A 20,889-nucleotide genomic window follows, 5' to 3' on the forward strand; every position below is an offset into this window, starting at 1 on the left:
CATGGCGCCCGAAGCCGAGTTAAAAGAAGACGAGTCCGTAGTCGACGCCATCGACCGTGCGGTGCGGGAATTCCCGGACCACGACGCGCTGCGTACTGCGGATGCGTCCATCACCTACTGGGAGTTCGGCACCCGCGTCGAGGAGTTCGCGAGCCGATTGCGCGACCTCACCGCACCGGGTGAGTTCATCGCCCTCGAAAGCGGCCGGGGCCCGGCAGCGGTCATCGCGATGGCGGGGGCGTTGAAGGCCGCGCGGCCGTTCGTCTTCGTCGACGACCGCGACAGTGCCTCGTCCAATGCCGAGAAGACCGGCCTGCTCGGCGTGCGGCTGATGGCACGCGGCCCGCACGGCGACCGACCGGCGCAGTTCGCGCCGATCCCGGACGACTGGCACACCCGCGACGGTGCACCCGTCGCGGCGGGCCGAAGGACCCCTCAACTCCCCTTCGCGGCAGGCGAGATCGGGTACGCGATCCACACGTCGGGATCCACCGGAACCCCCAAGTGCGTCCTCGTCCGGACGGCCCCGCTCACCCCGGTGATCCGGGACCACGTCACCCGCCTCCGCGTCGGGCCGGACAGCAGGACCCTCCAGTTCGCCCGGCTCACCTTCGACGGCTGCATCACCGAGATCCTCTGGACACTCACCGCCGGCGGCTGCCTCGTGGTGCTGGACGAGGAGCACCTGGCGCCCGGCGCCGTCCTGCGCGACACCCTGGAACGCTTCGCCATCACCCACCTCAAGACGACTCCGTTCGCCCTGACGGTGACCGAACCCAGTGACGCCATGCGCCTGGAGCACGTGATCAACGGAGGCGGCCCCTGCCGGCCCGCCGTGATCCGTACCTGGTCGAAGGTGGCGAGCTTCCACAACGCCTACGGTCTCACCGAGACCACCGTGTGCAACCTGCTCAGCGACGCGCTCGACCCCGACGAATGCCGCGACGCGGTCCCCCTCGGGGACCTGGTGGGCGACTGCGGTTACCTCGTACGGGAACCCGTCACCGGCGCCACCGGCGACCGGGTACGTCGGGGCGAACTCGTCGTCACCGGGGCCAGCGTGGCCGCCGGGTATCTCACCGCGCAGGGAGTACGCCCCTTCCTCGGCCCCGACGGCACGCGTGCCTACGCCACCGGCGATCTCGTCGAACTCCGCGACGGCCGGCTCCACTTCGTGGAACGCCTCGACCGTCAGGTCAAGGTCCGCGGCTACCGCCTGGACCCCGGCGAGATCGAAACGGCGGTGTGCCGGCATCCGGACGTGCGGGACGCGGTGGTCGTGGCCGAGGCACACGACGACGGCGACCCCGCCGACCTCGACACGCTGGTCTGCTACTACCGGGGCGACCCGGGCCCCCGCACCGTACGGCGACACCTGGAGGGTCTCCTCGACCCCTACAAGATTCCCTCGGTCCTGGAGCGGGTGGACGCGTTCCCGCACACCGTGAACGGCAAGGTCGACCGGGACGCCCTGCGGTCCGGCCGCCGCAGCCACGCCACCGAGGGCGCGCCCGACACTCCGGACGAGCAGGTGCTGCGCCTGGTGCGCACCCTGACCGGAGTCGAGGACGCACGGCTCGACGACAACTTCTTCGACGTGGGCGGCGACTCGGCCTCGGCGGTCGTGCTCGTGTCCGGACTGAAGAAGCTCGGCTGGGCCGATGCCGGGGTCCGCGACGTGCTTCGGGCGGCGGACCTGCGCGACCTCGCCGACCGACTGCGGGAACGGAGCGTGTGACGGATGTGTGGCCTGTGCGGGACCTACGCCCCGGACAAGACCCTGGACCGGGCCGTGGCGGCCGCGATGCACGCCCGGCTCGTCCACCGAGGACCGGACGAGACCTACTCACTCAGTACGCCCACCCTGTCCGTGAAACTCGGCCGCCTCGGCATGACCGCCCTGAAGGACGGCTGGCAGCCGGCCGAGGACCCCAGCGGCCGGTACGTGGCCATGACGAACGGCGAGATCTACAACGGCGAAGCCCTGCGTGCACGGCTCGGCGGCGCACGGCCCGACAACCGGGTCGACGTGGCCGTACTGCCGGAATTGTTCGCCCGGTACGGGCCCGCCGGCCTCGAAATGGTCGACGGACAGTTCGCCACCGCCATCCACGACCGGGCCGAGGACCGCCTCTACCTGGGCCGGGACCGCTTCGGTGTGTGCCCGCTCTTCTACACCGTGGTCGGCACCCACGTGCACTTCTGCTCGGAGTTGAAGCCGCTCGTTCAGAGTGTCGAGCGCCCCTGGCGGCTCGACGTCGGCGCGGTCGACCAGTATCTGACGCTCGGCAACATCGTGGCTCCGCGAACGCTGGTGGAGGGCGTCCAGGCCGTACCGCCCGGATGTCTGGTCCGCTTCGGCGAGGGCGCCCCCGAGACCGTGCGGTACTGGCGGTACGGGGAGTTCAGCGTGCCGGACCGCCCGGCCACCGCGGAACAGATCCGTGGCGCGGTACGGGGAGCGGTGGCGGACCGTCTGCGGGCGGACGTGGAGATCGGCGCGTACCTCAGCGGCGGATTCGACTCCACGGCCCTCGTGGTCGAGGCGTCCCGCATGCGCCGGGAGCCCACCCGTACGTTCTCCGTGCTCTTCGACGACGTCGCCCTCGACGAGGGGCGGTACCAGCGCGAGGTCGCCGACAAGGTGGGCAGCGAGCACCACCAGATCCGCTGCACACCCGACGACGTCACCGACCGCTTCGAGGAGATGGTGCGCCACTGCTGCTATCCGCAGCGCGAGACGTACAACGTGGCGGCCCTGATGCTGGCCGGCGAGGCCCGGCGCACCGGGCTGAAGGGCGTGATCTCGGGCGAGGGCGCCGACGAGCTGTTCTACGGCTACGACTCCTACGCCTTCGACGGCGCCCGCAGAAAAGCCCCGCCGAGTCACGCGGAGAACGAACAGGCCTGGGGCAGGGCCGACTTCTCCTGGGAGGTCGACCGGGCCAGGGCCGCCCGCCGGCGCGAGATGTGTCTCACTCCGAAGGCGGCCGAAGCCCTGGTCGGCAGGGAGTACTGGCGGGACCGGCTGATCCCCTTCGACGAGCGGGAGACCGCCGGGCTGAGCCCGATGCAGCTCCGCTCCATCGCCGACGTGTATGTGCAGCTGAGCGGTCATCTGCTCGGCGACCACGGCGACACGATGCTCATGGCGAACTCCGTGGAGGGCCGCTACCCCTTCCTGGGGAACTCCGTGGTGGAGCTCGGCCTGACCGTCCCGGACGAGCAGAAGGTGGCGGACTTCGAGGGCAAGGCGTGCCTGAAGGCGGCGTACGCCGACCTCGTCCCGCGCGCGGTTCTGGACCGTGCCAAACAGGGCTTCACCGCGTACGGCCTCGCGGCGACGTCCGACCGGCGGACGCTGTCGCGATGGCGGGAACTCGTCGCCGCCAGCGGCGTGTTCCGGCCGGACGCCCTGGACGCCCTGGGCGCCGACCCCACGCCCGACAAGTGGGACGTCCGCCTGAGTCTCATCAGCATCAGTGCGGTCATCGACGAGTTGGGACTGGCCTCATGACGGACACGTGGCACGAGGTGATCCACGGCGACCGGTGGGCGTCGTCGGCGACCCTGTGGGTCGAGGACGGCACCGAATACACCGGGGCACAGATCGGGAAGCTGGCGTCGAGGATCGAGGAAGCCATCCGCGCCCACGGCCCCGCCCGTGTGGTGAGCATCCGCTCTCCGCACAAACTCGGCTGCTTCGCCGGGCAGTTGGGGTCCTGGCGGGCCGGCTGTGTGGCCGTCGCCGACGACCACACCCTGACCGAGCGCGACTTCGACCGGGTGCGGCCCGACCTCACGGTCGAGGTCCGTTCCGGTCCGTCCCCGTCGGTCGGGATCACCGCGCCGCCGGGCCCCCGGCCGCCCGGGGAACGCATCCCCGAGGAGGTCGTGGCCGTCAACTTCACCTCCGGCAGCACCGGCAGCCGCAAGGCCGTCGCGGTGACGCGCGGCAATCTGCTGGCGCTCTTCGGCTGCCGGGACCTGGACGTGCCCGGCGACCCCGGCCCGGACGCGCCCGGAGGCGGTCCCCGCACGGCGGGAAGTTTCGCCACGCCCACCTATGACGGCTGGTGGTTCGACACCTGGCGCACGGTCGCCACGGGCGGGCGAGTGGTGTGCCTGCCGCACGTCAACGACGACGTCTTCGCCTGGCCCGACCTCGTCGAGACCTACGGCATCAGCCGCCTCCTCCTGCCCGCCGCCGTCATCACGACCGTCGTCGAGGCCGTACCCGACTGCGTCGCGGACATCCCCTGGCTGTTCAGCGGCGGCGAGCAGTTCCGCATGTCGACCTACCGGCGGGCCAGGCAAGCCGGCCTGCGGGGCCACTTCGTCAACCTGTACGGCCCCACCGAGGCCACCTTCGCCACCCACCACTACCGGCTGCCCGAGGAGTTCGCGGCGCCCACGATCCCCATCGGCCGCCCCCTGGACGGCTGCCGGCAGACCCTGCGCACCCCGGCGAACGGCCCGTCGGACGCCAGGGAGCTGGTGGTGAGCGGACCGTTCGTCTGCCTGGGCTACCTGGAGGACGGCGCTCTGGTCCACCGGTTCCAGGACCCGGCCGGGCAGCCGACGTACCGGACCGGGGACCTGGTGAGCCCGGACGAGAACGGCGACCTCGTGTTCGCCGGGCGGCTGGACGGCGAGGTCAAGGTGAACGGGATGCGGGTCGACACCGCCGCGCTCGAACAGCGGATCACCACCCTGCCCCGCGTCCTCGACTGCCGGGTGGCGCAGGACGAACGGCACACGGTGGCCTTCGTCCGGACCGACCCCGCGGCCCTCGACGACCCCTTGGCCCGAGACCGGATCGAGTCCGTCGTACAGGACTTCTCGCCGGCGATCGGGGTGCGTCTGGTGGGCCGCTACCCGGTCAAGGCCGGCGGCAAGGTCGACGTCCCCACCCTCATGGACCGATACCGACTGACAGAGAAGGTCGAAGAGACATGACACAGATATCGCCCGATGCCATCACCGACTGCCTGCGCACCGTGCTCGACCGCGAGGTCGAGGCCGACACGGACATCTTCACCGCCGGGGTCGACTCACTGGCCGTGCTCCGCTGCCGCGCCCTCCTGAAGGAACGCACGGGAGTCAGGGTCCCGGGACACGTCTTCTTCGAGGGCCGGACCCCGGTACGCATCGCCGACCTGATCGGAGCAGAGAATGCTGGTAGTTGAGGACAGCCCGCTGTACTCACCCGAGTTCTTCGCCGACGACGACCCCTGGGCCTACCTCGCCGGGCTGCGCGAGAACGCCCCGGTCTCGTTGCACCGCAGGGACGACGGCTACGAGTTCTACGCGCTGACCCGGTACGCCGACGTGTACGCGGCCTACGTCGACCACCAGCGGCTCAGCTCGGCGTACGGCACCATGATCGACGGCTCGTACCTGCCGCAGAAGGACTCGGCCTCCGGCCGCATGCTCATCGTCTCCGACCAGCCCGAGCACACCGCGATCCGCAAACCCATCAAGACCAGCGGCTTCAGCCGGGACATGCTGGGCCGGGTCGGGCAGACGGTGCGGCGCAACATTCGCGGCGCCCTCGACAGCCTGACCGTCGGCGACCGGCTCGACTTCAGCAAGGTGATCGCGCCCGAGCTGCCCAAGGGCGTTCTCGAGGTGCTCTTCGGCATCGGCGCCGAGGACGCCCGGTACCTCCTGGAAGCCACCCGCACGATGATCGGCTACCGCGACGAGGCGTATGCCGGTTCGCGCCCGCTGGACGCGCTGGTCGACGCGCAGCTCGACGTCCTGGAATTCATCGACGACCTGATCGTCAAACGCTCGGCCGGCGGCCCCGCCGAGGACATGATCGGCTTCCTCGCCCAGTGCGTCGCGGACGGCACCATGCCCCGGGACGTCGCCGTCCTCAACGGTCTGAACGTCGCCGTCGGCGGAAACGAGACCACCCCGCACACGGCGAGCCTGACCGTCCACACCATCGACCAGGAGCGCGACGAGTGGCGGAAGGTGACGGGCGGCGAAGTGGGCTGTGACGTGGCCACGCAGGAGTTCCTGCGGTGGACCTCCACCAACAGCTATGTGCAGCGCCTGACGGTGGAGGACTTCGAAGTCGGCGGGCACACCATTCCGGCCAACAGCTTCGTGGCCCTGTGGAACATGTCGGCCAACCGGGACTCCGAGGTCTTCGACCACCCCGACACCTTCCGGATCGACCGCTCGGAGAACAAGCAGATCGCCTTCGGCGCCGGCGTCCACCGGTGCGTCGGGGCGCCCGTGGCGACCCTGGAGATCCAGACGTTCATCGAGGAACTGGCCGACTGGGACAAGGCGTTCGCGGTGGTCGAGCCGCCCCGGCGCCTGCACTCCAACTTCATGCTCGGGCTGACCGAGCTGGAGGTGGAGGTGGTCGACGCGAAGGAACTCGGCACGTGAACGAGCCCTCCGCCGGGCCGGACGTGTGCGTCTGCTTCCCGGCCGCCGGCGGCGGCGGTGCCACCCTCGCACTGCTGAGGGACATCGCCGCCGCCCGCGGCATGACCGTACTGACCCTGTCGAACGCGGACTCCGTGGCCGACTTCGAATCGGGCCGGTGGCAGGACCGGGCCGTGCGGGAGGTCCAGCGGGCCGTGGCGCAGGTGTCCGGCCGCCGGATCGTCCTCGCCGGGCACTCCATGGGTGGGCTTTCCGCCATCTGCCTGCACGCCGCCCTCGGCACGAGGATCGGCGTGCCGACGCGGGTACTGGTCATCAATACGCCGTGCCCCGACTCATCAGGACGCATACCGACGATGTCACACCTTCCCGACCGCGCGATCGCCCAGGTGCTCGCCCACGACGGTTTCCCGCAGGAGTTACTCGACGACGAGGACATGCTGGCCGAGATCGCACACGGTCTGCGCCGCGACGCCGTGGTGGCCGACCGCCTCGCCGAGTGGATCGGCTCCGACGGCGACCTCGGCCAACTGCATGTGCTCTCCGGCCGCGACGACAGGTTCATCCCACCCGAATGCTGCGCCGCCTGGCGGCACCGGGTGACCGAGGAGTTCCAGCTGACGGTCACGCCCGCAGGACACGCGCTCGACGCGACGCGGACCGCCGTCGTGGAGCGCACCTTCGACGGCCTGCTGGCGGCCACCCCGTGCAGGGAGGACCTGGCGTGAGCGGACTGCAGAAGTCACTGGGCGGCGCCGTGGGCACGTTCCTGGCGCTCTCCACCATCCTGGGCAGCGGCATGATGATCCTGCCCGGCACCAGCTACCAGCAACTGGGCCGCTCGGCCTGGATGCCCTGGGCCATCGCGGCGGTGTCGGTCATCCCGCTCCTCTACTGCTACGCCTGGCTCGGCCGTCGCTATCCGTCCGCCTCCGGGGTGTCCCACTACTCGGAGGTCGCCTTCGGACGGCCGACGGGCCGGTCCGCCGGGCTGCTCGCCACACTCGCGCTGGTGGCCGGCATCCCGGCCACCGCCATCACCGGCGGGCGTTACGTCGCCGAGTTCTCCGGCGTCGCGAGCCTGGCCTGGCTCTTCCCCGTCGCCGTCCTCGCGGCGGCCACGGTCATCGGATGCCTGGGCACCAACGTCTCCGGCAAGGTCCAAGTGGCGCTCGTCCTGGCCTTGTTCGTCCTCGTCACCTGCACCGCACTGGTCGCCCTCGGCGTGCACGGCGTGCGGGCACCGAGCGTCGAGGTGCCACCGCTGGGCGAGCTGGGCAGCGTCCTGACGGCCGTCTACGTCGCCTTCACCGGCTGGGAGACCGTGGCCTTCACCTTCGAGGAACACAAGCGCCCGGACGCCATCCCGCGCATCTTCGCGGCCTCGTACGTGATCGTGGTCGCCCTGTACGGACTGGTGCTGCTCGGCCTGTTCAGCGCGGTGGACCCGGGCGACAAGGCGCTGGACCAGGCCCCTCTGCTGCGTCTTTCGGAGCGTTCGCTGGGGGACCTCGGCCGGCCGGTGACGCTGGCCCTGGTCGTCGCCGCCATCACCGCCAACGTATGTGCCTCCGTACTCGCCCTGTCCCGGCTGGTGTTCGGCATGGCACGCAGCGGCTATCTGCCCGGGGCGCTGAGCCGCGTACGGGAACGGGACGGAAATCCGGTCACGGCCGTACTGGCGGTGGGCGCGGCCCTGACGCTGATCGCGGTCCTCGGCGCGACTGGTGTCATGTCGTTCCAGCTGCTCTTCGTCCTGTCCGGCGGGATCTACTTCGTCCTGTACGGCCTGGGCGCGGCCTCGTACACGAAGCTCGCCGGGCAGGGGCCGCCCCGGCTGATCGCCGCGCTGTGTGCCGTCACGGTGGTCGCGGTGACCGTGCTCGCGGGGCCGCCCATGTGGTTGTGCTGGGCCCTGTTCGCCGTCGTCCTCCTGGTGACCGCGGTGCTTGCCCGGCGTGCCTCGCGACGAGACCCGAGCACGAGCGCACGGGCGGACGAGCCCGCCCGGTGACTGCCCTGGAGATACGGAGGCTGTGATGACCGACGCGGTGTTCTTCCCCGGCGCGGGTTCCTTCGGCGGAGAGTTCCGCCCGCTTACCCGTGCTCTGGGGCCCGCATCCTGGCTGGTGCGCTACCCGGGCCGGCACGGCCGTGGCTTCGGGGTTCCTGCCGCGTCGTTCGAGGCGGTGGTCGGTGCCTGTGCCGAGCAGATCGTCCGGCGCGCGGTGAAGCGCCCCCTGCTGTTCGGCCACAGCTACGGGGCTTACGTCGCCTGCGCCACCGCGGCGCGCCTGCGGGAGTCCGGCGTCGAGGTGGCCTCGCTCGTGGCCGCGGGCGCCGCGGCCCCGGGCCGCCTCGAACTGCCGGAGCAGGCTGTGAGCAGCCCGTCCGAGGCGGCCGCCTACCTCGAAGAGGTGGACCCCGGTCTGCTGGCCGGGGCGGCCTCGGACGAATGGCGGGAGGTCGTCGCGGAGACGACGGCGCAGGATCTGCGCCTGCTCGGCGAGTTCGACCCGGCCGACGTGCCCCCGCTGCCCTGCCGGATATGGGCGGCGCGGGGAGCCGACGATCCCCTGACGACGGACGACTCGATCGCCGACTGGCGGAACGTCACGACGGACCGGTTCACCAGCCGTACCTTCCCGGGCGGCCACTCGGATCTGCTCGGCTCGCCCGACTGCGCCTCCTGGCTCCAGGAGGCGGTGCGGGCGGCCGGTACCTGAGGTGACCGCTCGGTCCGGTGCGTTGTGTCCGTGCCGTTGTCGGTACAGAGTCAGTGCAGTTGGAACTTCTGCGCGGGGCTGCCGTTGCAGTCCCAGATCTGGAGCCTGGTGCCGTTGGCGGTCGCGCCGCTCGGTGAGTCGAGGCACCTGCCGGACTGCGGGTTCAGCAGCGAACCGTCCGACCGGGCAACCCACTTCTGCCCGCCGACGCCGTCGCAGTCCCAGAGTTCGACCTTGGTCCCGCCCGCCGTGCCGTTGCCGTTGATGTCCAGGCAGCGGCCGAGCGTGCGCAGTGTGCCGTCGGCGAGGTGCGCCCAGTGCTGGTCCTCGGCGTACTTCTGGCAGTCCCACAGCTGCACCGCGGCGCCGTTCACGCCGGTGTCGTCGGCGGCGACGTCGACGCAGGCGCCGCCGGGGCCGGTGAACTTGCGCTGATCGCCGTTGGGTTCGTCGGTCTGGCCGGAGTATCCGACCGAGCCGATGTCGGCTTGGACGGCGTTCTCGGCGGCGTCCGTGGGATAGCCGGCGACCATCACGCCCTCGAAGAACGTGCCCCGGTTCCAGTTGCTGTTGTCACCGCCGGTACCCAGGATGATCCCGCCCTCCTGCTGCATCGGGGCGTAGCCGCCACGGTTGGGCAGGGCTCCGTCCCACCAGGTCGACAGGCCGCCGGACTGCGCGTTGGCGCCCTTGAGCGCGTACCTGGTCTGCCCGTTGTTCTTGAGCATGGCCGTGACGTACGGGGTGCTGTTGCCGAGGTTGGCGGTGTTGGAGCCGTTGGCCCCCTGGAACATGCCGTTCTCCAGGTCGGCCTCGACCCAGGGGCCGGACCCGGTGCACGGTGCGAAGTAGCAGGTGGTGGCGATGGATACGGCGTCCATGTGGCCGTTGCCGGTGTCGGCCGGGGTGCGTTCGGCGTTGCCGTAGTCGAAGCAGCAGGCGGACCCCACGTGGGTGCCGCTGGCGACCATGTAGGCGCCCTCGGCCTGGCCGTTGACGGCGGTGCCCGAGGCCTGGCCGGTGGAGCGGTAGCCGACGCCGGGCGAGATCCAGATGCCGTAGACCTTGTGGCCACCGGCCGTCACCGCGATCTCGGCGGCGTCGGCGCCCCGGTCGGCTCCCATGCCGGCGGTTCCCGCCGGGCCCGGCAGGAGGTCGTTGTGGCGTGAGGTCTGGTCGTAGACCTTGCCGATCGAGCAGGTGGTGTTCTGGCAGAAGGCGTCCTGCGCAGCGGCGTCGGCGTAACCGCCGGGCGCGAGCAGACCGATGTCCTTGGCCGCGCCGTCGGAGGCCCGCTTCACCTGGTAGAGCGGGCCGTTGTAGGAGGAGAAGAGGGCGCGCGTCGTGCTGTGGGCGGCGACGCACGCGGTACCGGCGCTGCCGTAGATGTCGCAGGGCAGGGACGAGGCGGCCTGGGAGGCTGCCGGCAGCGCGAGCAGCGTGCCGAGCACGACGGTGAGGACGGCCAGGACGGAGAGTGCGGCCCGGCGCACGCGGGCACCGGGGCCGCGGTTTGATGCGCCGGTCTTTGTGTGGGGGAGGGGCGCTCTGCGCATGCTGTGCTCCCGAGGGGTGTGGGGTGGTCCTCAAAGGGCGGGCGTGAGACGCGAGTTGCCGTGGTGCGACTGGGGCGGAACGTAGCCCCGTTGTTTGATTACGTCAATGTTTGTTGCTTCTGATTCGATTCCTTGGAGGAAGATTTGGGATTCGGCGCGGGAGCGAGTGAACCCACCCGGGGCGGACGAGGTGGCGGGCGAGTTCGCTTCATCGCCTCCGCCGCCAACAGCCACGGCGGAGGCACGCCAGGAGCGGCGGCTCGTAGCGGGCCGCCGGGGTGGGGGAGTCGGAGTGCGGTTACGTCAGGACGAGCCAGCGGCGGCCGTCGATGAGTTCGCGTGCCGCGTCGAGGTGGCCCGCGTGGCACGCGGTTTCGGTGATGACGTGCAGCAGGACGTCGCGCAGGGTGTGCAGATGCGGTTCGCCGAACAGGTCGTGCGGCCACCAGGCCAGGGCCGCCTCGGGCAGGCCGTTGGCCGTCAGGGCGTTGACGATCTCAACTTCCCGCCGGTATGCGTCGAGCACGTCCGAGGCCGACCTGTGCGGCGGCACGTTCCAGCCCTCGTCGCCGCTCGGCAGACCCTGGATGATCTCCTCGTCCCCGGCGACGACGGCACGGAACCAGAAGCGCTCGACGTCGAGGGTGAGGTGCTGGACGAGCCCCAGGCAGTGCCAGCCGGAGGGCAGCACAGGCCTTCGCAGAGCCTGCTCGTCAAGGCCGTCGACGATGCCGAGAACATGGCGCCGCTGTGCGTCCAAGGCCCTGAGGAGTGCCTTCATCTCGCCGTCCGGGGCCGTATCGCTCATACCTTCGGTCACGGCCCCATGATTCATCAATCCTTCAGGCGCCGTGGGCGGTTCGGCGATCCGCGGTTCCGGGTGTCTCCCACGGGTCCACGGTCCGGAACGGCCGCGGAGCCACGCGGTGCCATCGAGCCCCATCCGGCCGCCCCCTTCCGCCGGTGGGCTCCGGGGGCGGTTATAGGCTGGAGGGCCATGAAGCCCGTCAACTGCCGTGCGGGGATTGGCCGCTGGTGACGATCCCGGCTCGGAGGCCGCACGAAAGGGCGCCGGGCCCGCGTCGACTCGGAGCGGCTGTCCGTGCCATCCGCAGTGCCGGCTGCCGCGCCCGTGAGAGGACTCGATGCACGCCAACGAGAAGGCCCAGACTCCCCAGAGCAAGGCGCCTCGACGGGTCACGATCCGGACCCCCGCTCAGGAGGGCGGATCGAACCCCGGCCTTCTCGCTCTCCAGAACGCGGCCGGCAACGGAGCCGTGGTCCAGATGCTCCGCCGGTCCGGCCACGCCTGGTCCCAGGACCAGCACGCGCACACCGCCGACCGCGCTGAACAGCGCCACGGCGGGCAGCCGGAAGCAGCACCGGCCCGCCTCGGCGCCGGCTTCACGGGCGTGCGCATTGATGACGGCGCCGAGGTGAATGCCCGTCAGGAGATGTCCCACTCGGCGACGGTCCAGCGCACTGCCACGTCCGCCGGCCCGACGCGCCAGGGTTCCCCCGTGGTGGCCCGGATGCCCGCGGACGAGGCCGAGACCGAAGGGGCCAAGCCCTGGCTCGTCTTCGGCGTGGACGGGCGGAGCAAGGAACAGCTGACCTCCGCCGTCGAGGCCGGGTACCGGCGCTTCGATACGGCGGAGAGCTACCGGAACATCGAGACGGTCTCCGAGGTGCTGCACGGCCGGCCGAGGGACAGCTACGAGATCCTGTACAAGTTCGATGTCCGGTCGGGGGAGTCGGCCGCGGTGCTGCGCGCCCGGCTCGAGCGGGTCGCCGCCCTGTTCGAGGGAAGGCTCGACAGTCTGATCATCCACAACCTGGACGCCGACAAGCGGGTGCTCACGGACGCCTGGCAGGTACTCACCGAGCTGAAGGGCGACCGGATCGCCGGGCAGGTCGGGCTCGGGAACGTCGGCGAGAACCACACGGGGCTGCTGGCCGAACTCGGCGGAGTCGACGCGGTGGAGAACTCCGTGGAGAGCGTGCTGCTCAGCGAGACGGTGGAGAGGGCGATCAAGGAGTCGGGTGCGCACCTGTACTACTACGACGTCATCAGGACGGCCCGGCAGATGGACCTCGACCTGTCCTCGCCCGACGACCTGAACGGCCTGATCTACACGATGGCCGGTACGTTCCCCCGAACCGACGGCACGTCCAACGCCACCATGGTCAGCAGCAGCGGATCGCCCGGTACTCAGGCGGCCAACCTGGAGAACTTCGGCGGCGGCCCCGACCACGAGGACTTCACCGGGGACGAGCAGTACGGGGCGATGGAGAAGATCGACAAGTGGCGCAAGCAGCAGAGCTCCGGCCAGACGAACGACACCTCGTTCGTACTCGCCCCCGAGCTCGCCGGCTGGCTGGTCGGCCTCTGTGACGGAGGCACCGCGGACGCCCTGCGCGACAGCCTCGTGCGCGCGGCCAAGGAGCAAGGACGGCCGGTGAACCAGCCGTTCATCGAGGAGTGGCTGGTGCAGCAGGCCCACGTCACGGCCGAGGACCTCAGCTCGGTACGGGTCCCGTCCCGGGTGGGCCTGAAGCGGCGCTACATCGGCATGCCCCTGCGGGACACCCTGGGCGCGCTGTTCGGGGTGAAGAACTGCGACTGGAAGTGGTCCATCCAACTGGTGCAGCTGATGTTCAGCGACGCCGAGACATGGGACTGCGCCCTGCGGTTCGGAGCGGACGAGATCGTCCAGCAGTGAGCGACACCGGATGCGGCCGGGTCGGCCGTGCCGTACGCGCGTGAAGTCGTACGCGCTTGAAGTCGTACGCGCGTGAACGGGAACACGTCACGCCGCGCGGGAGCCCCTCGTGCCACGGCCCGGACACCCTGGGCCGTGGCGGGGCGGTGTCGCCGCGCGGGTCGGCACCGCCTGTCGTAGGGTGCGGTACATGAGCCCGAGCATCGCTTCCAACACCCCTGTCGAACGTGACCAGTTGCTGGAGTTCCTCCGCCCCCGGCACCGCGCGATCCTGCTGACCCGACGCGCCGACGGCAGCCCGCAGGGCTCGCCGCTGACCTGCGGCGTGGACGACGCGGGCCGCCTGGTCCTGTCCACGTACCCCGAGCGCGCCAAGACCCGGAACGCCCGCAGGGACGAGCGTGTCAGCGTGATCGTGCTGTCGGACGAGTGGAACGGCCCCTGGGTCCAGGTGGACGGCACGGCGGAGGTCATCGACGCCCCGGAATCGGTCGAGCCGCTGGTGGACTACTTCCGCAGCATCAGCGGAGAGCACCCGGATTGGGCGGAGTACCGCGAGGCGATGGTGAAGCAGGGCAAGTCCCTGATCCGCGTCACACCGGTCCGCTGGAGCCCGGTGGCGACGGGCGGATTCCCGGCGAGGCTGGCCCAGGACTAGGGGGCGGCGGCCCCCTGGCCAGGGCAGGCAGCCGTGTGTCGCCCTTGAACGGCTAAGCCGGACCGAACGACGTGGACGGTCCACCTGCCCGGCGCCGCATACGCGCCGGGCAGCGGTTCGCACGAGCGCTTGCACTCTCACCGGCAATCGCAGCTAGCTGTGCTCACCGACTGATTCAGACCGTCTGCAGCCGCCCACTGCTTCTCGAACTCGTTACGGCCGATCTCCTGGCTCGCCAGGGCGGGGTCGAAGAGGTCAACGACCGGCGGGTTGAACGCCCAGTCATCAGGGCCACTGCGCACGGCGCTTCCGTCCGGGGCGAGCTCCACTTGGCGGACTCGGCGTCCGTCGGGCCCGATTTCCATCAAGTAGACGGTCGGCTCGTCGTCCTCGTCCCAAGGGCGCCTCAAGTAAACGATGTCGCGGCCCGCCAGCGCGCCGAAGCCTTCCCGTCCGCGCTGCGCGTCACGCTCGGCGCGCAGACTTTCCAGACCAGGTGGCATCACAGGGGCGTCGACGCGGACTTCGTCCAGTTCGGCATCCGCGAACCGAGCCACCGATTCCGGGTCGGTGACGACCTCGACCCAGGCGAACGTTTCCAGTCCGGTCACCCTGATGTCCCCTTGGCGCGGGACGTGCGCATCTCGCCTTCTTCCGGTCGTGGAATTTATGTATGCGTCCACCGGGTCAGAGACGCCATGTGCCACGTCACCTGCTCCCTGAGTGATCGTCAACTGCGACTGATGTGGGGCGGTTTGACGCCATGCACCCCGTCGGCTCCTTGATGCTCGGCAGCCGTGCCGACCATGCTCCCGCCGCATGAGAGCGCTCTCACAACCAAGAGGGCCGCAACAGAAGCGAGGTGTCGCCCCATGAGACTCACGAGATGGAGTGGAGTCGTGGCTGCCGCAGTGGTCGGTGTCGCGTTCGGCGCCGGCACGGCGCACGCCGACATACCCATCGGCCAGCCGATGTCAGGAAAGGCCACGTACTACAACGACAAGGGTTACGGTGCCTGCGGCACACTCATCGACGCGTCGAGCCAGGACCTGGTCGCGGTGTCGCCCGCCTGGTGGACCACGGCGAACCCGAACAACGACCCGCTGTGCAAGGGCGTTTCGGTCCAGGTGACCTATCAGGGGAAGACGATCAAGATTCCGGTGCGGGACAAGTGCCTTTCCTGCGCCTCGACCCATATCGACCTCAGCCAGACCGCATTCCGCAAGTTCGCGTCGCTGGACGTCGGTGTGCTCAACGGGATCACCTGGAAATTCGTGAAGTAGCCCTGCGTATAGCCTTGTTGAGCCGAGCCGAGCCCGTCGCCGGTTCATCAAGATGTACCTGAACTTCCGTCGCTGCTCGTGCGACATGGTGGCCGCCACGGGGCCCCCGTGGCGGCCACGGGCCTGGACCTCAGTAGAAGCTCTGGCAGGGGCAGGGGATGTCCACCGTCCCCTTTGTCGTCCACGAATCGCCTTCGCTGCCGAAGTGGCGGTGGGTCACGGTGTCTTGGCCGATGCTCGCTTCGCAGCGCACCCCGGAGTGCTGTGATCTGCCGTGGTGGCAGTGGCGGCACGTGTCGGTTGTGTTGCGGCGCCAGCCGGCATGGTAGAACCCACGGCAGTCACAACTGCCCTCCGCACCGTCGCAATTGCCCTCGAGATGGACCGTCCACAGGTGGCCGCATCGACAGCTGGCCACGTCATCCTTGCTCATGTCCGTCCCTCAACTCCGTCCGCTGAAACGTGCGTTGTGCCTCTACGAGTCTGCGGCACCGGCATGTTGTCCGTCACCCCGCGATGTGGTGGCCCGATGTCCGGCAGGAGCTCATTCGCTCAATCGGCAGGTTCTGCCGTACGGCTTACGCAATCCGCAATAGCTGACGCAATCGGTGGTGACTGATGCGCGCCGCGCTGAGTCGTTTAGTTTTCGAATAAATCAATATTGGCTTGACGGGGAGGGTCGCGCGGTAATTCGACATCACCGCTGCCCGCCGGGTCCGTCGAATGCCGTTGAGTAAAGAGAAACTCAAGGATCTATGCCGTGAAGGCCTTGAGGGGGTCTCTGAGTGGCCGAAGGGTGCGCCCTGGAAGGGGGTTTGGGCGAGGGAAACCATACAAGTAGCAATCTCTTGGCAAAGAGATGCGCAAGGGTTGTTCCTGCGTAAGGGCTAGGACTTATGCCCCTAGATCCTTCTTAAGAACGAGAAGTTAGGGTGATCATCAATGCTCCTCATTTGGCCTGCTTTGGAGGAATGCTATGGAAGTAAAGGTTCTGGGGGCGCTTGAGGCCTCGGTCAACGGGCAGTCGGTCGTTCCCACCGCTGACAAGCCGCGACAACTGCTCGCACTGCTGGCCCTCTCGGCGAACCAGGTCATCCCCGCATCGCAACTCATGGAAGAACTCTGGGGCGAAGAACTTCCGCGGAGCGCCATGACCACGCTTCAGACGTACATCCTCCGTATCCGTCGCAACATAGATGACGCCCTCGACCCCAAACCCGTTCGTGGTCCCAAGGAAATCCTGGCGACGCGCAACGGCGGATACCTCATGGACGCGCTGCCGGGCAGCGTCGACGCCCTCGAATACGAACGCTGCGCCGTCGCCGGGCGGCGCGCTTTCGAGCGGGGTGATGACGACACCGCCGTCCGCCTCTTTCGCCAGGGGCTCGCGTTGTGGCGAGGGCCCGCGCTGGTGGACACATGTGCCGGGCGGTTCCTCGAAATCGAGGCGACTCGCCTGGAGGAAAGCAGGCTGGGGGATCTGGAGCGCCGAATCGAAGCGGAACTGCGCCTCGGTCTCCACGCCGACCTGACGATCGAACTCACCACGCTCATCGCCCGCTACCCGCTCCACGAAGGGCTGCACGCCCAATGCATGGTGGCCCTGTACCGGGCCGGCCGACCCGCCAGGGCGTTGTCCGCGTACACCGCGCTGCGTCGGAACCTGGTGAATGAGCTGGGTATCGACCCTTCGCTACGGTTGCAGCGCCTGCATTGCGCGATACTCGCCGGCGACCCGATTCTCGACCGGCACGACACGACGTGTCGCAGAGTGCTGGACCTCTTCGTCTGCTGCGGCAGCTCTGATAACCGTAAGTGACGGGGGATCTCTTCTGTCCGGTCGCCGATCTGCTCTCAACTTCCTTGCTTAGAGCCTGTGTTGGCGATTCAGGGCGCAGCTCGGGGTGTGGTGGTCCAGCGGCTGGGCGCGGGAGCGGTGGCGATCTCGGACGCGGGGGCGGGATTGGTGGGATGCTGGTGGGGTGGAGTTGACTCAGGCATGCCGGGTGGCGGGTGTCGGTGTGGTCGCTGTCAGCGAGCACACGGGACCTCCTCGGCTGCACCGGGCGTTTCCGGTTCTGTCTTGCCGGCTGGTCGTCAGTCTCGGGACGCCGATCGATGTCGGTTACGGCGGGCACGCTCGGCGTGCGCAGGCTGTGGTGACGGGCATGATGCGGCCGGGTACGGGCACGCCTTCTCTCCTCCTGCGCCCTGATCAGCCGGTCGTGTTGGTGGAGCTGTCGATCGCGGCCGCCCAGCGGCTGACCGGTGTCCCGCTGAGTGATGTGGACGCGGGCGGCCTGGACGCGTACGAGCTTCTGCCGTGGCTGCGCCTGCTTGCCGAGGAACTCGCAGATCGGCCGGCCGACCGCAGGGCCGCGCTGATGCGCAGGCGGCTTCTGGACCAGCTGGGGCGGGCCGAGCGGCCCGGGGTCTCCACGTACACCGTCGAGGCGTTGCGGGTGATCCGGGCCGGCCACGGACAGGTGCCGGTGGAGGAGGTCGCGCGACAGGTCCACCTCAGTCCGCGCCGTTTGCGTCAGGTGATGAGGAGCGAGGTGGGGATCGGCCCGAAGTTCGCCTCACGTGTGGCTCGCCTGAACATCGCTCTGCGCCGGGCGGGGGAGGGGGCCGGCTCCTGGGCGCAGATCGCGGCGGAGAGCGCCTATCACGACCAGAGTCATCTGGTGCGCGACTTCCAGGACCTGATGCGGACGACCCCGACGGCCTGGCTCGCGGAGGAGGGCCGAAATCTACAAGCCGACGGGCGCCCTCCAACAGGATCATCGAGTCATGACCAGTGAACTCCAGCCCAAGCTGCTTGTCTCCGATGCCGATGCGGCGATCGACTTCTACACCAAGGCCTTGGGGGCCGTCCTGTCCGAGCGGGTCGCTGATGACCAGGGGCTCGTGATGCACGCCGAGTTCTCGCTGGGGGCGGCTGTCTTCGCGTTGGCGCAGAGCGTGGAGGAGTGGGGCTGGCACGACCCGCTGTCCGTGGGTGGTTCGCCTGTTCTGCTCATGCTCGATCTGCCGGATCCTGCGGCTACGGCGGACCGCATGGCCCAGCTGGGCGGGGAGATCGTCATCCCGGTCGAGGACCGCCCCTACGGCAAGCGGCAAGGCCGGGTGAAGGACCCGTTCGGTCACCTGTGGGTCCTCAGCGGCGACGCCCGCGCCTGAGCACACCCGCCCCGCTTCCATACCGCCCCGCTTCCACGCAGCCCCGGCCGAGCCTTCGGCCGGGGCTGCGTCACGTTCTGGCTGCCCGCACCTGTGCTGTGTGCCGCCCCGGCGTGGTGGGACGCCACGCCACCATCTGACGCCGAGACGTGCGCTGACGCATGCGGCTGCCTGCGACCGGCGGAGCCGTGTGCGGCCGGGTCGTCCAAGCCACGGCGCGGCGTAGGATGATCGAACTGCCGCGCGGCCGCCACCCGGGTGGTGGGGCGCCCCGAATGGCTGCCGCCCTGCCGCTGTGGATGGGATGGATCGGGCACGTTCGTCGCGGCTTACTCGTTTCATGTGACGGAGGCGGATGTGCTGATCGGTGTCGCGGAGGTGGAAGCCGCGGCCGAGCGGCTCGCCGGGCATGTCGTACGGACCCCGACGGTGGTGAGCCCGGGTCTTTCGGCGCTCCTGGGCGCGCCGGTCACGGCGAAACTGGAGCTTCTGCAGCGCACGGGCTCGTTCAAAGCGCGCGGTGCGACGGCGAAGCTGCTCGCGCTCAGCGAGGCTGAACGCGATGCCGGAGTCGTAGCGGTGAGCGGCGGAAATCACGGCATCGCCGTCGCGGTCATGGCCGGAGCGCTGGACATCAAGGCGACCGTGGTCATGCCGCGGTCCGCTCCCGGCCGCGCCGTGGACATCGCCGAGGACGCGGGAGCGAGCGTGATCCTCAAGGACACGATGGACGGCGCGTTCGCCCTCGCGGAGGAACTCCGGAGCCAGGGGCTCACCCTGGTCCACCCCTTCGACGACCCCGTCGTCGTGGCGGCCCAGGGCACGGTCGGCCTGGAGTTCGCGGAGGACGCGGGGGAGCTCACCGACGTACTCGTCAGCATCGGCGGCGGAGCGCTGATCTCCGGCGTCGCCACCGCGCTGCACGCGCGCCGTCCCGGTGTACGGATCTGGGGCGTGGAGACCGAAGGCGCGCAAGCCATGTCCGCGGCCCTGGCCTCGGGCGGGCCGGTAGCGGTCCAACTGTCCTCGATCGTCTCGACGTTGAGCGCCCCCAGTGCCTCACAACTGACCTACGAGCATGTCGCGGCCCTGGTGACCGATGTCCTCACCGTGACGGACGCCGAGGCCGTCCAGGGCAGCCTCGACCTGGCCAACCACGCCAAGGTGTGGGCCGAGCCCGCCGCGGGATGCCTGGTGCCCGCGGCGCGCCAAGTGCTGGAGCACGTCGGCGAAGGCGCCAGGCTCGGCCTGGTCGTCTGCGGTGGCAATACGACGGCCGCCGACATGGCCGCCTGGAGCGACCGCTTCGGCCTGCGCTGACAGCGCCCGGAGCCGTTTCGCCGCTCTCGCACGGCGGCCTCGCCACCGTGGGTGGCCGGGGCGCCGACGGTGTCAGGACCGGCCCGGCTCCAGGAAACCGGGAGGCGCTCTAGCGACGGACCGCCGAGATCAGGCCGCCGGGTCGCTCCTCGCGCTGGGGCGGGGTGCTGATCGGGCGGCCGTAGGCGGCAGCGCGTTCGCGCAGGGTGTGGCTCTCGGCGTCCCAGCCGTGCCCGGCCAGCCAGGCCACCGGGTCGTCGGGCATCTCCGACACCCACATGGACGCCGCCGATCCCGGGGTGGCGTCCGCGCCGAAGCGCTCGATCACGCCGCGCGAGCCCAACGTCAGACCCATCCGACTGCCTGCCGCCGACCGCGCGCTGATCCGGGTCAGCAGTAGCTCCACCGCGTCCGAGGGCAGATAGATCAGGAGCCCTTCGGCGATCCACGCGGTCGGCAAGGTCGGGTCGTGCCCTGCGGAGGCCAGTGCGCGTGGCCAGTCCTCGCGCAGATCCACCGCGACGGTGGTCCGCTCGCAGCGGGCGACGGCCTGCTCCTGGCGCAGCACCGAAGCCTTGAAGTCCAGTGGGGCGGCGGTGTCGACCTCGAACAGCCGGGTGCCCTCGGGCCAGTCCATCCGGAATGCCCGGCTGTCCATCCCGGCGCCGAGCAGCACGACCTGCCGGACCCCGGAATCGGAGGCCTGTCGCAACAGGTCGTCGAGGAACTTCGTTCTGATGACGATGGAGAACGACACGGCCAGCCGACGGCGTCGCGCGCCCTCGTCATCGGGCAGTGGCGCGGAGGAGGGCCACAGGCCGCCGGCGGCGGCGAAGGCCTGCGCCAGGGGGTCGCGGAACAGCGCGTTCTCCCGCTCGGTCTCCAGCGCCCGCACCCTGGCCACCCCTACCGCCGTGGCCCACACGCCCGACGGCTGCACCCGCTCCTTCTCATCAGTCACCGCGCCAGCCTAGATGGCCTCTTCCACGGGGCCTGATGGGGGGCGGTTGCGTGGGTACCGCGCCGGGCCGA

19 protein-coding genes are annotated in these 20,889 nt (G+C 69.9%); 15 read left to right on the top strand and 4 right to left on the bottom strand.

Translation table 11 applies throughout. From position 1 onward, the window contains the following. Nucleotide 1 precedes the first annotated feature (1 nt). The 8 genes from ACFYZA_RS05375 to ACFYZA_RS05410 are packed head-to-tail and all read left to right on the top strand — an operon-like array spanning nucleotide 2 to nucleotide 9,134. Nucleotides 2–1,738 (top strand): non-ribosomal peptide synthetase, encoded by a 1,737-nt coding sequence (locus ACFYZA_RS05375; RefSeq protein ID WP_388487408.1) that lies wholly within the window; start codon nucleotides 2–4, stop codon nucleotides 1,736–1,738. Nucleotides 1,739–1,741: 3 nt separating this feature from the next. After that, nucleotides 1,742–3,517 carry an asparagine synthase (glutamine-hydrolyzing) gene (gene asnB / locus ACFYZA_RS05380; RefSeq protein WP_388487410.1) on the top strand — a complete coding sequence of 592 codons (1,776 nt, stop codon included), beginning with the start codon at nucleotides 1,742–1,744 and terminating at the stop codon, nucleotides 3,515–3,517. Then, the gene (locus tag ACFYZA_RS05385) at nucleotides 3,514–4,959 is read left to right on the top strand and encodes an AMP-binding protein (protein WP_388487411.1); all 1,446 of its coding nucleotides are present in this window, start codon (nucleotides 3,514–3,516) and stop codon (nucleotides 4,957–4,959) included. The genes asnB and ACFYZA_RS05385 overlap by 4 nt, the downstream gene beginning before the upstream one ends. Then, nucleotides 4,956–5,189 carry an acyl carrier protein gene (locus ACFYZA_RS05390; protein WP_382588265.1) on the top strand — a complete coding sequence of 78 codons (234 nt, stop codon included), beginning with the start codon at nucleotides 4,956–4,958 and terminating at the stop codon, nucleotides 5,187–5,189. Before ACFYZA_RS05385 ends, ACFYZA_RS05390 begins: the two co-directional genes overlap by 4 nt. Then, nucleotides 5,176–6,408, top strand: a complete 1,233-nt coding sequence (locus ACFYZA_RS05395; RefSeq protein WP_388487416.1) for a cytochrome P450 — start codon at nucleotides 5,176–5,178, stop codon at nucleotides 6,406–6,408. Before ACFYZA_RS05390 ends, ACFYZA_RS05395 begins: the two co-directional genes overlap by 14 nt. Next, nucleotides 6,405–7,136: a thioesterase II family protein gene (locus tag ACFYZA_RS05400; protein ID WP_388487419.1), complete on the top strand. Its 732-nt coding sequence runs from the start codon at nucleotides 6,405–6,407 to the stop codon at nucleotides 7,134–7,136. The genes ACFYZA_RS05395 and ACFYZA_RS05400 overlap by 4 nt, the downstream gene beginning before the upstream one ends. After that, on the top strand, nucleotides 7,133–8,422 hold the full coding sequence (locus ACFYZA_RS05405) for an APC family permease (RefSeq protein WP_388487421.1): 1,290 nt from the start codon (nucleotides 7,133–7,135) through the stop codon (nucleotides 8,420–8,422). Before ACFYZA_RS05400 ends, ACFYZA_RS05405 begins: the two co-directional genes overlap by 4 nt. 25 nt (nucleotides 8,423–8,447) lie before the next feature. Then, nucleotides 8,448–9,134: a thioesterase II family protein gene (locus tag ACFYZA_RS05410; RefSeq protein WP_382588273.1), complete on the top strand. Its 687-nt coding sequence runs from the start codon at nucleotides 8,448–8,450 to the stop codon at nucleotides 9,132–9,134. 50 nt (nucleotides 9,135–9,184) lie between these two features. Here ACFYZA_RS05410 and ACFYZA_RS05415 read toward each other — a convergent pair whose 3' ends face one another. Further along, complete coding sequence (locus ACFYZA_RS05415) at nucleotides 9,185–10,627, bottom strand: arabinofuranosidase catalytic domain-containing protein (protein ID WP_388487425.1); 1,443 nt, start codon at nucleotides 10,625–10,627, stop codon at nucleotides 9,185–9,187. Between the two features lie 361 nt (nucleotides 10,628–10,988). After that, a complete protein-coding gene (locus ACFYZA_RS05420) occupies nucleotides 10,989–11,498 on the bottom strand; it encodes a DinB family protein (RefSeq protein WP_388488000.1) in 510 nt (169 codons plus the stop codon). Between the two features lie 337 nt (nucleotides 11,499–11,835). Between ACFYZA_RS05420 and ACFYZA_RS05425 the strand changes: the two genes are divergently transcribed. Both ACFYZA_RS05425 and ACFYZA_RS05430 read left to right on the top strand, forming a co-directional pair. Next, the gene (locus ACFYZA_RS05425; protein WP_388487427.1) at nucleotides 11,836–13,413 is read left to right on the top strand and encodes an aldo/keto reductase; all 1,578 of its coding nucleotides are present in this window, start codon (nucleotides 11,836–11,838) and stop codon (nucleotides 13,411–13,413) included. A gap of 190 nt (nucleotides 13,414–13,603) precedes the next feature. Further along, nucleotides 13,604–14,071 carry a PPOX class F420-dependent oxidoreductase gene (locus ACFYZA_RS05430; RefSeq protein WP_382588279.1) on the top strand — a complete coding sequence of 156 codons (468 nt, stop codon included), beginning with the start codon at nucleotides 13,604–13,606 and terminating at the stop codon, nucleotides 14,069–14,071. Nucleotides 14,072–14,208: 137 nt separating this feature from the next. On the opposite strand, the gene ACFYZA_RS05435 is transcribed toward ACFYZA_RS05430, so the two are convergent. Then, entirely contained in the window at nucleotides 14,209–14,682 is a 474-nt protein-coding gene (locus ACFYZA_RS05435; RefSeq protein WP_388487429.1) for a hypothetical protein, read from the bottom strand. A gap of 261 nt (nucleotides 14,683–14,943) precedes the next feature. On the opposite strand from ACFYZA_RS05435, the gene ACFYZA_RS05440 reads away from it, so the two are divergent. The 5 genes from ACFYZA_RS05440 (at nucleotide 14,944) to ACFYZA_RS05460 (ending at nucleotide 19,857) form a co-directional block, all read left to right on the top strand. Beyond that, nucleotides 14,944–15,354: a cysteine/serine endopeptidase inhibitor gene (locus tag ACFYZA_RS05440; protein WP_388487431.1), complete on the top strand. Its 411-nt coding sequence runs from the start codon at nucleotides 14,944–14,946 to the stop codon at nucleotides 15,352–15,354. Nucleotides 15,355–16,330: 976 nt separating this feature from the next. Beyond that, nucleotides 16,331–17,173 (top strand): BTAD domain-containing putative transcriptional regulator, encoded by an 843-nt coding sequence (locus tag ACFYZA_RS05445; RefSeq protein WP_388487433.1) that lies wholly within the window; start codon nucleotides 16,331–16,333, stop codon nucleotides 17,171–17,173. Between the two features lie 406 nt (nucleotides 17,174–17,579). Further along, complete coding sequence (locus ACFYZA_RS05450) at nucleotides 17,580–18,158, top strand: helix-turn-helix domain-containing protein (RefSeq protein WP_388487435.1); 579 nt, start codon at nucleotides 17,580–17,582, stop codon at nucleotides 18,156–18,158. Further along, nucleotides 18,148–18,537 carry a VOC family protein gene (locus ACFYZA_RS05455; RefSeq protein ID WP_382588291.1) on the top strand — a complete coding sequence of 130 codons (390 nt, stop codon included), beginning with the start codon at nucleotides 18,148–18,150 and terminating at the stop codon, nucleotides 18,535–18,537. The genes ACFYZA_RS05450 and ACFYZA_RS05455 overlap by 11 nt, the downstream gene beginning before the upstream one ends. Before the next feature lie 342 nt (nucleotides 18,538–18,879). After that, complete coding sequence (locus ACFYZA_RS05460) at nucleotides 18,880–19,857, top strand: threonine/serine dehydratase (protein ID WP_382588293.1); 978 nt, start codon at nucleotides 18,880–18,882, stop codon at nucleotides 19,855–19,857. 109 nt (nucleotides 19,858–19,966) lie between these two features. Here the strand turns inward: ACFYZA_RS05460 and ACFYZA_RS05465 are convergent, their stop codons facing one another. After that, a complete protein-coding gene (locus tag ACFYZA_RS05465; RefSeq protein WP_388487437.1) occupies nucleotides 19,967–20,818 on the bottom strand; it encodes a class I SAM-dependent methyltransferase in 852 nt (283 codons plus the stop codon). Nucleotides 20,819–20,889 lie beyond the last annotated feature (71 nt).

This window comes from Streptomyces sp. NPDC001828 (assembly GCF_042892175.1).
Lineage (GTDB): Bacteria > Actinomycetota > Actinomycetes > Streptomycetales > Streptomycetaceae > Streptomyces.